The following is an 11,194-nucleotide window of genomic DNA, read 5'->3' as shown; positions in this document are numbered from 1 at the left end:
CGGTGGAAAGGGTGGTCCGTCCCCCGGTGTGGCGCCACCGGGGGACGGGGTCGGAAGCGGTGGGGCTCAGCCCGCCACGTGCACGGGGTCGTCGTCGGCGGAGGCGGGTGCCTGGGCGAACTGGGTGCGGTACAGCTCGCTGTAGCGACCACCGCGGGTGAGCAGGTCGGTGTGGGTGCCCCGTTCCACGATCCGGCCGCCCTCCACCACCAGGATCACGTCGGCGGCGCGGATGGTGGACAACCGGTGGGCGATCACCAGGGCGGTGCGCCCCCGCAACGCCTCGCTCAGGGCGGCCTGGACCACGACCTCTGAGGTGGAGTCCAGTGCCGAGGTCGCCTCGTCGAGGATGACGACCTCGGGGTCGGTCAGCAGTAGTCGGGCGATGGTCAGGCGTTGGCGTTCACCACCGGAGAAGCGGTAGCCGCGCTCGCCCACCACCGTGTCCAGGCCGTCGGGCAGGGAGGCGATGAGGGTGTCCAGCCGGGCGCGGCGCAGTGCGTCCCAGATCTGTTCCTCGGTGGCCTCCGGTGCGCCCAGGGTGAGGTTGGCGCGGATGGATTCGTGGAACAGGTGTCCGTCCTGGGTGACCATGCCCAAGGTGGCGCGGATGGAGTCGAAGGTCAGGTCGCGTACGTCGGTGCCTCCCAGGCGTACGGCTCCGGTGTCCACGTCGTACAGGCGCGGGGTGAGTTGGGCGATGGTGGACTTGCCCGCGCCGGAGGAGCCGACCAGCGCCACGGTCCGACCGGGTTCGACGTGGAAGGACACCCCGTGCAGGACGGGCGCGTGATCGGTCGCATCCAAGGTGGCGACCTCCTCCAGGGAGGCCAGGGAGACCCTGTCGGCGGTGGGGTAGGCGAAGGTGACGTCGTCGAACTCCAGCGATACCGGGCCGGCCGGTACGGGTCGGGCGTCGGGCTTTTCCTCCACCAGCGGCTTGAGATCGAGCACCTCGAAGACGCGGCTGAAGCTGACCAGGGCGCTCATGACCTCCACACGGGCGCCGGCCAGCGCGGTGAGCGGGGCGTACAGGCGGGTCAGGAGCATGCCCATGGAGACCACGGTTCCGGCGTCCAGGCGACCGCTGAGCGCGTAGAAACCGCCCAGCCCGTAGACCAGGGCCAGGGCGATGGCCGAGACCAGGGTCAGGGCGGTGAAGAAGACCTCCTGGACCATGGCGGTTCGCACGCCGATGTCGCGAACTCGTGAGGCCCGGCGGGCGAACTCCGCGGACTCCTCGGCGGGGCGCCCGAAGAGCTTGACCAGGGTGGCGCCGGGCGCGGAGAAGCGTTCGGTCATCTGGGTGCCCATGGCGGAGTTGTGCAGGGCGCGTTCGCGTTCGATCCTGGCCAGGCGGGCGCCCATGCGGCGGGCGGGGATGACGAAGACGGGCAGCAACAGCAGCGACAGCAGGGTGATCTGCCAGGACAGGGTGATCATCACGGCCAGGGCCAGGATGAGGGTGACCAGGTTGCTCATGACCCCCGAGAGCACGTCGCTGAAGGCGCGTTGGGCACCGATGACGTCGTTGTTGAGGCGGCTGACCAGAGCGCCGGTGCGGGTGCGGGTGAAGAAGGCGACCGGCATGCGTTGGACGTGGTCGTAGACGGTGGTGCGCAGGTCCAGGATGAGTCCTTCGCCCACGCCCGCCGAGAGCCGGCGCACGATCAGGGCCAGGATCGCCTCGGCGACGGCCACGGCGGCGATGAGGCCGGCCAGGAGCAGGACGGGGCGCAGGGCGTCGCCGTCGATGATGGCGTTGACCACGCGTCCGGCCAACAGTGGTGTGGCCACGGCCAGGGCGGCGGTGACCACGCTCAGGACCAGGAACCAGATGAGAGGGCGGGTGTGGGGGCGGGCGAAGCCGGCGATTCTGCGCAGGACGGGCAGGGAGAAGGGCCGCTGGTCCTCCTTGGCGTGCATCGCGTGGTAGATGGAGTTCCACGCGGCCATTTCCATGCTCATGGGTTCACCGATCGATCGTGGTTTCGGGCTCCCCTGAACCGTAGAACCTCAACAATGATTGAGGTCAATCTACGATCCATCATCCCCTTTTACTCCCCTTGCTCCTTATAACAGGGAAGTTTAGGGTTGTTTCAGGATGAACAGAGGAGTCCGAGTGGAGACGATCTACCACAACGAAGAGGCGGCCCGAAGGATCCGGGACCGCTACGAACAGGAACTGCAGCGTTGGCCCGTACCGGCCGAGCGGCGCCACCTGCCCACGCGGGAGGGCGAGACCTTCGTCCTGGTCACCGGGCCCGAACAGGCGCCGCCACTGGTGCTGCTGCACGGATCGGGGGCCAACGCCACCACCTGGCGCGCGGACATCGCGGCCTGGTCGGAACATTTTCGGGTGCATGCGGTGGACCTGGTCGGCGAACCCGGGCTGAGCGCCCCCTCCCGCCCGGACCTGGCCACGGAGTCGAGCACCTTGTGGCTCGACGACGTGTTGTCCGGACTGGGCCTGGAGCGCGTGGCCCTGGCGGGGACGTCGCTGGGCGGGTGGGCGGCGTTGGACTACGCGATCCGTCGCCCGGGACGTGTTCGGCGGCTGGTGGTGGCCTGCCCCGGGGGAGTGGGCGCCCAGCGCCGGTGGCGGATCCTGGGGGCCGGACTGCTGATGCTGTTCGGTCGGCGTGGCCGGGTGGCAGCCACCCGCTACCTGACGGGGCTGGACGGTCCCGCGGACCGGGCGGTGTTGGAAGCGGTGCTGGACAACTTCGCCGGGTTCCGGCCTCGCACCGAGCAGCTGCCGATCTTCACCGACCAGGGACTACGTGCCCTGAGCATGCCGGTGTCGGTGATCGTGGGCGAGCGGGACCGAATGTTCGATTCGGCCGGTACCGCCCGCCGCATGCGTGCCCTGGTGCCGAACGCCCGGGTGCGGGTGCTGCCCGGTGTGGGACACGCCGTCCTGGACCGGACCGAAACGGTGCTGGAGTTCCTGCGCGCCTGACCGGGACGGCGAGACCGTCCCGGTCGGGCGCGCCCCTCAGATGAGGATGACGATCTTTCCACGAGTGCGTCCGCGCTCGGCGTACGTGTGGGCGTCGGCGATTCCCTTCAGGGGGTAGGTCTGTTCGATACGAGGGGTGTACCGGCCTTGCCGGCCCAGCTCCGCGGCCGTGGACAGGAGGGCCGAGTCGTTCTCCGCGTTGACCACATGTGTGCCCAGGCGCTGTCCGCCTGCGTGGTCGGCGACCGTCGCGACGCGTGTTGGGGCACCCGTGATCTCGACAAGATCGTCCAGCGAGCCGGAGGCCGCTGTGTCGAGCGCGATGTCGACGCCGCGCGGAGCGAGCGTGGTGAGGCGTTGCGCCAGGCCGGGGCCGTAGGTGGTGGGAACGGCACCGAGGAAGGTGAGGAACTCGTGGTTGCGTTCGCTCGCCGTCCCGATCACGGTGGCGCCTCGTGCCACGGCGATCTCGACCGCGGCACTGCCCACGCCTCCGGCGGCGCCCTCGACGAGAAGGGTTCGCCCCGCGAGGGAGCCGAGCGCGTTCAGTCCACGCATCGCGGTCACGGAGGCGAGACCGGCGCCCGCGGCCTGCTCGTCGGTCCACGTGTCGGGGGCATGAGCCCAGGCCGAGAGGACGACCAGCTCGGCGGTCGCTCCGGTGACACCGCCCAGCCCGAAGACGCGGTCTCCGATGCTCACCTCCCGCACTCCGTCACCGATCTCGTCGACCACGCCGGCGGCTTCGCGCCCGGGAATGGCGGGAAGCTCCAGGGGAAGTATCTCGCGCAGGGCACCGGTGCGCAGCTTCCAGTCGATGGGGTTGACGCCGGCCACCGTGACACGGACGCGGATCTCACCGGGTCCAGGGTGGGGGTCGGGGACCTGCTCGATCACCAGGTTCTCCACTCCGCCGTATTCGTGGAAGCGGGCTGCGCGCATGATGTCCTGCCTTACCTTGATGGCTCTCAACGAGGTGTTCGTTCGATCGCTGTTACCCTAGAACCTGACGTTGACGTGAGGTGCAAATCGGCGAGCCGGGGCCGTCTCCCGGCCGGAGGAGGACGAGTGCGGATCGGTGAGGTCGCCGAGCAGGCGGGGGTGAGCGTGAGGGCCCTGCGCTACTACGAGGAACAGCGTCTGCTCTTCGCCGACCGCACAGCCGGTGGCCAGCGGCGGTATCCCGAATCCGCGGTCGAACGCGTCAGGCTGATCCAGCAGCTGTACGCCGCGGGCCTGACGAGCACCACCGTCCGAGAGTTGCTGCCGTGCGTGGACTCGGGAGAGGCGTCCCCTGCCATGCTGGACCGGTTGCTGGACGAACGCGCGCTCATCGAGCGGCGGATCACCGACCTGCTCGCCGTGCGCGACCGGCTCGACGACGTCATCAATGTGGCACGAAACCCGGACCTGGGTTGCGCTTACGATGACACCCGCCCTGGAGGCCGGCCCGGGACCGTATGGATGCGGTCCCACGAGGGGCGCTGACCTCTTCGGGGCAAGACCGGATCGCTACAGGAATCAGCGGTGGTCCCGAAAGGACCTCCTCCACGGCGGCCGACCCCGAGCACCGGGGCGCTCCAGGGTCCACCTTAGGGGCCGGGGCCGTGACCCCGGGAAAATCCGGGTCGGGGCCACCGGTACGGCGGCCACGAAAACGATTCTGCCCCTCTTCCTCACGATCGTTCTCACGTTCGCCGTGCTCTTGGCCGGCGAGCCGATCGGTGTCGTCCTGGCGGTGCCGGCGGTGTACTTCTGGCGCCGTTTCGTACACCGCCCCTGGGCCGGGGTGGGGCTGCCGATAACGTGGTCGGCCATCCCCTGTTCATGATCGGTTCGGGTGTGACCGTCGCCGCGCTCCTCGCGGCCGACGCCGTCTCGGTCGCCATGGGTGCCGCCCGGTGGGTGCCATGGGAACCGGAGGACCTGATCTACCTGCCCCGGGTGATCGCGATCATCATCATTGCTCAGGTTTTCCAGAAGAACTGATATGGCGGGGCAATCTCTACGACCTTGTGGCGGAGCACCTGTCACCACGTGTCGTACTGGTGCTCACATCGGTGGGCTTCGGTGCGCTCCACGTCTTCTCCCAGAGCGCGGCTCGGGGAACCGTTGAAGTGGCCCTCCACGCGGTCGGAGCCATGGCCTTGGGCTTCGTCTGCGCTGCGAGCAGGGTGCGGACGGGCAGCATCTGGATGGCCATCGGAGTCCACAGCGGTTTCTATTTCGGTAACGGCTTCTTCCCGACCGAGGGGATCGTTTACGGTGTCCGGCTCCTCGTGCAGATCATCGTCATGGTCCTGATCGGCCTGCCGGTTCTCGGCCGTGCCGGGAGCAGGACTCAGGCGGCTCGGCCGGGGCGGTGCCAAGAGAACCCGGCGAAGGGGGTGACCCGGCGTTCGGGAGAATCGGCACACGCAAGGAGGCCGGGGCCACGGTGGAGGCCGCCACCGTCGATCACCGATCTGGGGCACACCGGCGGGATCAGCGCAGCGAGACGTAGTGGCGTTCCTGATCGGGCTCCTCAGGGGTCGGGACGGTGTCGTTCCTACTGGTGAGCACGCGTGCGCTGACCTCTTCGGGGGCCAGGAGCAACACCCGGGACAGGGCCGAGTTCATCCCGGCCAGGACGCGTAGCGCCACCGGCAGGGTGAGGGCGAACAGGGCGCCGGTGACCATGTACACCACCAGGGTGGCCAACGCCGGGTTGTCCGGCAGCAGGTGGCTGCCCACGTCGGTGTAGCCGGGGATGAGGTGGAGCGACCATCCCCAGAGCGGGTAGAGCAGGCCGCCCAGGGCCAGGGACCACCACAGCACCGCCAGGACGAACCCGGCCAGGGCCAGGGGCAGGCTCACGATCGCGTGCAGGGCGTCCAGCCAACTGCGCGTGCAGGTCAGGGGGTTGAGCAGGCGGCGTATGAGGCCGGCGTTCGCAGGGGCCGGACGGTAGGGCAGGCGCACCACGGCTCGCCCGTGCAGGTCGGACAGGCGCAGGCGTTCCAGGTGCGCCGGCCCCCGGGCCAGGAGCAGAGTGCCCGAGAGAAGGAACAACCCCACGAAGAGCACTGAGGTGCCGGCTCCGGCGACGAGGCCGGTCAGGACCAGACAGAAGGCGACCACGGCCAGGGGCGGTCCGAGCAGCAGGTAGCGGGTTTCGCGGACCATGCGCACGAAGGGGGGTGTTCTCATGGTCTCGACGCTACGCTGGGCGGCGCTCCGTGTCAGGACGGTCAGGGTGAGAATGCCCGGTAGAGCCTGCACCACCAGGCGTGGGCGCCCCGGTGGGCGCGGCGGGTCCCTTCCCTGCCGTCATCGTGTGCCGATCAGCGCGTCGACGCCGGTCAACTGCAGTCCGTTGAGCACCAGGATCACGCCGACGATGCCGATGATCCAGGACATCGCCTCGCGGGAGCCGGAATCGATCTTCTCGCGCCAGCGGTCCAGGCGCGGTCGCAGCCGTTCACCGAAGAGCCGGTGGCCCACGTAGAGCAGAACGGGCGGCAGCACCATCATCAGGTTGTAGCCGGCCAGCATCGGTACCCAGGTGCCGGCGGCGAGGCCGGCGGTGCCCATGATGCCGATCGCTCCCAGGTAGGGGAATGCGGTGCCGGCCTCCAGCAGGCCGGTGGCCAGGCCCAGGCCGATCATGGTGGTGGTGCGCAGGGTGGCGGGGCGGCGCGGAACGCGTTTTTTGGTGGGCATCACCCAGGAGTAGGCGAACAGGGCCCCGCCGAGGACCACCATGACCCATCCCGTCGCGGGGCTGTCGGTCAGATGCGACAGACGGGACAGCGCGGCTCCCAGGCCGAGCATGATCGCGCAGCCCAGTACGAAGTAGAACAGGGCGACCGTGCCCAGGTAGGCGAAGAGCGGTCTGGCGACGTTGCGGGCGCCGCTGAGCAGCACGAAGAGTGAGACCCCCAGGGTGGTGGGGCTCAGGGTGTCCAGTAGCGCCAGGCCGGCGACCGGTATGAGTACGTCCAGGGGCGGCATGCTGCCTCCTTTTTCACACGGGTGTGCTAAATAAAATAACACAGGTGTGCTAAAAAGGAAGGGTGCCGAAGATCGTCGACCATGAAGAACGCCGCCGCGCCCTGGCCGAGGCCTTGTGGCGGGTGATCGCCGAGTCCGGACCGCAGGCGGTCTCCATCCGCAGCGTCGCCGCCGAGGCGGGCCTGTCCACCGGCGCCCTGCGCCACTACTTCCAGACCCGTGAGGAGCTGCTCACCTACGCGATCGACCTGTCCGAGGAGAGGGTCACCGAACGCATGAAGGAGCACGCCCGATCCCTCGACCCCGAGATGTCCCTGGAGGACCGGGTGCTGGGTTTCGCCGAGCAGCTGCTGCCCCTGGACCAGGCCCGTCGGGCCGAGTACCGGGCCTGGCAGGCCACCGGCGACCCCGACTACCTCGACCCCAGGGTCGAACACCGCTGGCACCAGCAACGCCGGCTCTACCGGCAGTTGGTCGCCGCCCTGGGCGGGATCGAACCCCCCGAGGACCCCGGGCGGGTGCATCCCGACCCCTGGCTGGAGAGTTGGTCGGAGTTCCTGCACACCTTCCTCGACGGGTTGTCCCTGCAGTTGATGACCAACCCCGAACAGGTCACCCCCGAGACGGCCCTCGCCCGCCTGCGGTCCTTTCTGGCCCACATCGAATCCGTCCGGCCAGGGGCGGGGGAGAGGAATCGAGTGCGCACCACACCGTGACGAGAGGCATACTGTGGGACGGAACGGACACAAGGGGGAAGAGCGCGTGACCACCATCCCGAACGCCCAGGACTCGTCCGCCGCGACGGGCCCGATCGACTTTCGGGCCGCGACCCGGGCAGACGTGCCCGCCCTGGTCGACCTGGTCAACTCCTGCTACCGCGGTGAGGGCTCCAAACGGGGCTGGACCACCGAGGCCGACCTGCTCGACGGACAGCGGATGGACGTCGAAGGCATGAGCGAACTGCTCGCCCGCAGCAACACCCTGGTCCTGGTGGGGCAGACCCGGGACGGGATCATCACCTGCTGCGAGCTGCAGCGCGGGGTCAACGGGGCCTACTTCGGGATGTTCTCGGTCCGCCCGGACCTGCAGGGCGCCGGCCTGGGCCGGGTCGTGCTGGCCCAGGCCGAGCAGATGGCCGTGCGCGAGTGGGGCAGCCGGCTGATGCGGATGAAGGTGCTCAAACAGCGCCCCGAGCTCATCGCCTGGTACGAGCGGCGCGGCTACACCAACACCGGCAAGACCGAACCCTTCCCCTACGGGAACGAGGAGTTCGGACTGCCCAAGCGTGACGACCTGGCCTTCGTCGAACTCACCCGCGAACTGCCTCTTTGAGCCGGCCCCCGAACGGACTCAGCCCTGTTCCAGGTTGGCCGACATCCGCTCCAGCACGTCGACGGTGGCCCGGTACTCCTGATCGCTGATCCCGGCGGTCAGCCGGGCGCGGGTGCTCTGGACGCGTTCCAACAACGCATCGTGGGCGCGCGTGCCCTCCTCGGTGAGTTCCACCGAGACCAGGCCGCTGACCCAGCCGCGCTGTCGCAGCGCCTCCACCGCCGACCCCACGCCGTCCTCGCCCTCCTCCAGGAACGGGAGGAGTCGCCGGTCCAGTTCCAACAGGGTGGCGGGTTCACGGTGGAGCGAGTTGAGCACCTGCCACTGGCGGCGCCCCAGCGAGTCCGCCGCCAGTACGCGGTCCAGGTCGCTCTCGATGAGCCGGTCCAGGTGCTTGAGCCAGTAACCGATCGGCAGGTCGGACATACTTCCTCCGGTGGGGACGATGGTGCCCGCGACGACGCTTCCTCGACGCTATACCGCCACAGCGGGGCGCAGCCGGCATTCCTTCCAAGGTGTCGTACCCGTTCGTTGGCCTGGGGCCATGTCCGACTCGCCCTGGTTCCTGCGTTTCCTGCGTGGTGACGCCACCCCACCCCGAACCTCCGGGCCCAAGATCATCGCCCACGTCTGCAACGACCGTGGGGGCCGGGGCAAGGGTTTCGTGCCGGCTCTGTCCCGCCGCCGGCCAGAACCGGAACAGGAGCACCGGTCCTGGCACCATGGTCGGGCCGGCGACGACTTCGGGCTGGGCGCGGTGCGACCGGTGCCGGTGTCACCCGACGTGCGAGTGGCCGACGTGGTCGCCCAGCACGGGGTCCGGCGCGGCAGCGGTGGGCCGCCGATCCGCTACCGGGCATCGGACACGTGTCCGAGCCGTCTGGCCGAGCACGCCTTGGAGCCGGCGACGACGGTGCACATGCCACATAGCGGTTGTGGCCGAGCGGGTGAGCACTGGGAGCGGGTCCAGCCCCTCGTCGAGGAGCGGTTGTCGTCCCAGGGCGTGCACGTGACCGTCTACGACACCGACTGAGACGTACTCGTTCCCAAGGTGAGGACATCGGGGAACAGGGCCGTGGGGGCGTTGGCGCCGGTGATCACGGTCGCCACCGTCGCACCCGGCAGATCGTGCACCCGCAGGGCGGCGATCCCGGCCGCGCCCGCCGGTTCGGGAAGCACACCGACGGTCTCCAACACCAGGCGCATCGCGTCGAGCATGTCGGCGTCGCCCACCACCACCATGTCGTCGACCAATACCCTCATACGCTCCACCGAGGCGGCGATGGGACGGTTGATGGCGATGCCCTCGGCGAAGGTGTCGGCGACCTCGGTGGACACCGCGCGCCCGGCCTTCCAGCTGTCGACCATGCTCGCCGCACCCGTGGCGCACACCCCCACGACACGGATGTGCGGGGCGTGTTCCTTGGTCCACCGCGCCACCCCGGTGATCAGGGCGCCGTCGCCCACCGGCAGCACGATCGTGTCGATGCCCTCGGTCTCCAGTAGTTCCACCCCGATGGTGCCGGCCCCTTCGGCCACCCTGGGGTGCTCTCCGTCCTCGACGAACACCCGATTCGGGTCCTGGTCGGCGAACCGTCGGGCCTCCTGCTTGAACCGGTCGCCCTCGACCTCGTGCACGCGCGCGCCCATCGCGACCATCCGCCTCATCTTCACCGGGTTGGTACCCGTTGGAACGAAGACGTGCGCGCTCATGCCGTGTCGGGTGGCGGCGTATCCCATGGCCTGCCCGAAATTGCCGGTGGAGGAGCACACCAGGTCGGTTCCGGGGGAGAACTCACGGGCGAGCAGGTCGACCCCGCGGCCCTTGAAGCTGCGCAGCGGGTTGAGGGTCTCGACCTTGGTGAGCACCCGCCGCCCGAGCGCCGAGCACAACTGCTCCTCGAAGAACTGCGGGCTGCGCAGGAACACCGGGGCGATCAGGCGCGTGGCCCGTTCGATCCGGGCGACGTCCAGATCCGTGGCGTGCATGAGGAACCTTCCGGGTCGTGGTGGAAGAACGCGTCACCTGTGTGTGCCCCTGCGCCGGACCGCTACGCCCGGGACGGGCCGCCGAAGGTCTCCTCGGACACCCGGCACAGAACGGCGCCGCGGGGAACGACGAACACCCCGTCGGGGTGCTCGCTCCAGCGCCTCCACCCCTGGGAGATCTCCTCCAGGTCGGCGCGGGTGGCGAACCCCTCGTCCACGGCCTGGCGGGCCAGATCCGACTCCAGGATCCTCCGCGACCACATGCGCCCCCACCAGGCGCGACGGTCGGGGGCCGAGTGGTTCCACACCTCGGGCACGTAGGTGATGTCCTCGAAACCGGCGGCGCGCGCCCAGGCGTGCATGCGCCGCCCCGCCTCGGGCTCGCCGCCGTTGGCGCGCGCCACCCGCTGGTACAGGTCCATCCACGCGTCCAGTTCGGGCAGCAACGGGTACCAGTACATCCCCGAATAGTCGCTGTCGCAGACCGCCACGACCCCACCTGGGCGGGTCACTCGGCCCATCTCGGCCAGGGCCCGCACCGGGTCGGCCACGTGCTGCAGGACCTGGTGGGCGTGGACCACGTCGAAGGAGTCGTCGGGCAGGTCCAGGTCGTGGACGTCGCCCACGCGAAAGTCGATGCCCGGCACGTCCTCCTTCTCGGCCAGGGAGCGGGCCTGTTCGACGGCCTCGGTGGAGGCGTCCACCGCGGTGACCGGCCCGGGCGCCACACGTCGGGCCAGGTCCAGGGTGATGCTGCCCGGTCCGCAACCCACGTCGAGCAGGGAGTGGCCCGGGAGCATCTCGGCCAGCGCGTAGCCGGCGGAGTTCTCGGCGTTGCGCCAAAGGTAGGAGCCGGTGACCGTGGGGTGTTGACCATGGGTGTAGCGAGCCATCGCGTGCCGTCCTTCGTCGGAACTC

At 69.5% G+C, this 11,194-nt stretch carries 14 protein-coding genes; 7 read left to right on the top strand and 7 right to left on the bottom strand.

Features of this window, described 5'->3' with window-relative positions:
• Positions 1 to 66: 66 nt before the first annotated feature.
• The gene (locus K8V84_RS23805) at positions 67 to 1,968 is read right to left on the bottom strand and encodes an ABC transporter ATP-binding protein (RefSeq protein ID WP_304078814.1); all 1,902 of its coding nucleotides are present in this window, start codon (positions 1,966 to 1,968) and stop codon (positions 67 to 69) included.
• A gap of 154 nt (positions 1,969 to 2,122) precedes the next feature.
• Between K8V84_RS23805 and K8V84_RS23800 the strand changes: the two genes are divergently transcribed.
• Positions 2,123 to 2,962: an alpha/beta fold hydrolase gene (locus K8V84_RS23800; RefSeq protein ID WP_304078812.1), complete on the top strand. Its 840-nt coding sequence runs from the start codon at positions 2,123 to 2,125 to the stop codon at positions 2,960 to 2,962.
• A gap of 36 nt (positions 2,963 to 2,998) precedes the next feature.
• Here the strand turns inward: K8V84_RS23800 and K8V84_RS23795 are convergent, their stop codons facing one another.
• Positions 2,999 to 3,904, bottom strand: a complete 906-nt coding sequence (locus K8V84_RS23795) for an NADP-dependent oxidoreductase (protein WP_304078811.1) — start codon at positions 3,902 to 3,904, stop codon at positions 2,999 to 3,001.
• Between the two features lie 126 nt (positions 3,905 to 4,030).
• On the opposite strand from K8V84_RS23795, the gene K8V84_RS23790 reads away from it, so the two are divergent.
• The 3 genes from K8V84_RS23790 (at position 4,031) to K8V84_RS25935 (ending at position 5,520) form a co-directional block, all read left to right on the top strand.
• Complete coding sequence (locus tag K8V84_RS23790; protein WP_304078810.1) at positions 4,031 to 4,450, top strand: MerR family transcriptional regulator; 420 nt, start codon at positions 4,031 to 4,033, stop codon at positions 4,448 to 4,450.
• Positions 4,451 to 4,768: 318 nt separating this feature from the next.
• The gene (locus K8V84_RS23785) at positions 4,769 to 4,951 is read left to right on the top strand and encodes a hypothetical protein (RefSeq protein WP_304078808.1); all 183 of its coding nucleotides are present in this window, start codon (positions 4,769 to 4,771) and stop codon (positions 4,949 to 4,951) included.
• Positions 4,873 to 5,520: a lysostaphin resistance A-like protein gene (locus tag K8V84_RS25935; RefSeq protein WP_369696662.1), complete on the top strand. Its 648-nt coding sequence runs from the start codon at positions 4,873 to 4,875 to the stop codon at positions 5,518 to 5,520. Before K8V84_RS23785 ends, K8V84_RS25935 begins: the two co-directional genes overlap by 79 nt.
• Here the strand turns inward: K8V84_RS25935 and K8V84_RS23780 are convergent.
• Complete coding sequence (locus K8V84_RS23780) at positions 5,447 to 6,151, bottom strand: sensor domain-containing protein (RefSeq protein ID WP_304078806.1); 705 nt, start codon at positions 6,149 to 6,151, stop codon at positions 5,447 to 5,449. The genes K8V84_RS25935 and K8V84_RS23780 overlap by 74 nt on opposite strands.
• A gap of 120 nt (positions 6,152 to 6,271) precedes the next feature.
• Entirely contained in the window at positions 6,272 to 6,955 is a 684-nt protein-coding gene (locus tag K8V84_RS23775) for a GAP family protein (protein WP_304078805.1), read from the bottom strand.
• Between the two features lie 62 nt (positions 6,956 to 7,017).
• On the opposite strand from K8V84_RS23775, the gene K8V84_RS23770 reads away from it, so the two are divergent.
• Positions 7,018 to 7,671, top strand: coding sequence for a TetR/AcrR family transcriptional regulator (locus K8V84_RS23770; RefSeq protein WP_304078803.1), 654 nt, complete (start codon positions 7,018 to 7,020; stop codon positions 7,669 to 7,671).
• Positions 7,672 to 7,717: 46 nt separating this feature from the next.
• Positions 7,718 to 8,287 carry a GNAT family N-acetyltransferase gene (locus K8V84_RS23765; protein WP_304078802.1) on the top strand — a complete coding sequence of 190 codons (570 nt, stop codon included), beginning with the start codon at positions 7,718 to 7,720 and terminating at the stop codon, positions 8,285 to 8,287.
• A gap of 18 nt (positions 8,288 to 8,305) precedes the next feature.
• On the opposite strand, the gene K8V84_RS23760 is transcribed toward K8V84_RS23765, so the two are convergent.
• A complete protein-coding gene (locus K8V84_RS23760) occupies positions 8,306 to 8,713 on the bottom strand; it encodes a MarR family winged helix-turn-helix transcriptional regulator (RefSeq protein ID WP_304078800.1) in 408 nt (135 codons plus the stop codon).
• 118 nt (positions 8,714 to 8,831) lie between these two features.
• Between K8V84_RS23760 and K8V84_RS23755 the strand changes: the two genes are divergently transcribed.
• Complete coding sequence (locus K8V84_RS23755) at positions 8,832 to 9,320, top strand: Appr-1-p processing protein (protein ID WP_304078799.1); 489 nt, start codon at positions 8,832 to 8,834, stop codon at positions 9,318 to 9,320.
• Here the strand turns inward: K8V84_RS23755 and K8V84_RS23750 are convergent.
• Positions 9,305 to 10,276: a threonine/serine dehydratase gene (locus tag K8V84_RS23750; protein ID WP_304078798.1), complete on the bottom strand. Its 972-nt coding sequence runs from the start codon at positions 10,274 to 10,276 to the stop codon at positions 9,305 to 9,307. The two genes, K8V84_RS23755 and K8V84_RS23750, sit on opposite strands and share 16 nt — an antisense overlap.
• A gap of 62 nt (positions 10,277 to 10,338) precedes the next feature.
• Positions 10,339 to 11,169, bottom strand: a complete 831-nt coding sequence (locus K8V84_RS23745; protein ID WP_304078797.1) for a class I SAM-dependent methyltransferase — start codon at positions 11,167 to 11,169, stop codon at positions 10,339 to 10,341.
• Positions 11,170 to 11,194: the final 25 nt, after the last annotated feature.

Source organism: Nocardiopsis listeri, assembly GCF_020741345.1.
Taxonomy (GTDB): Bacteria; Actinomycetota; Actinomycetes; order Streptosporangiales; family Streptosporangiaceae; genus Nocardiopsis; species Nocardiopsis listeri_A.
The sequence above is the reverse complement of the archived record's forward strand: the minus strand, read 5'-3'. Positions and strand labels throughout refer to the sequence as shown.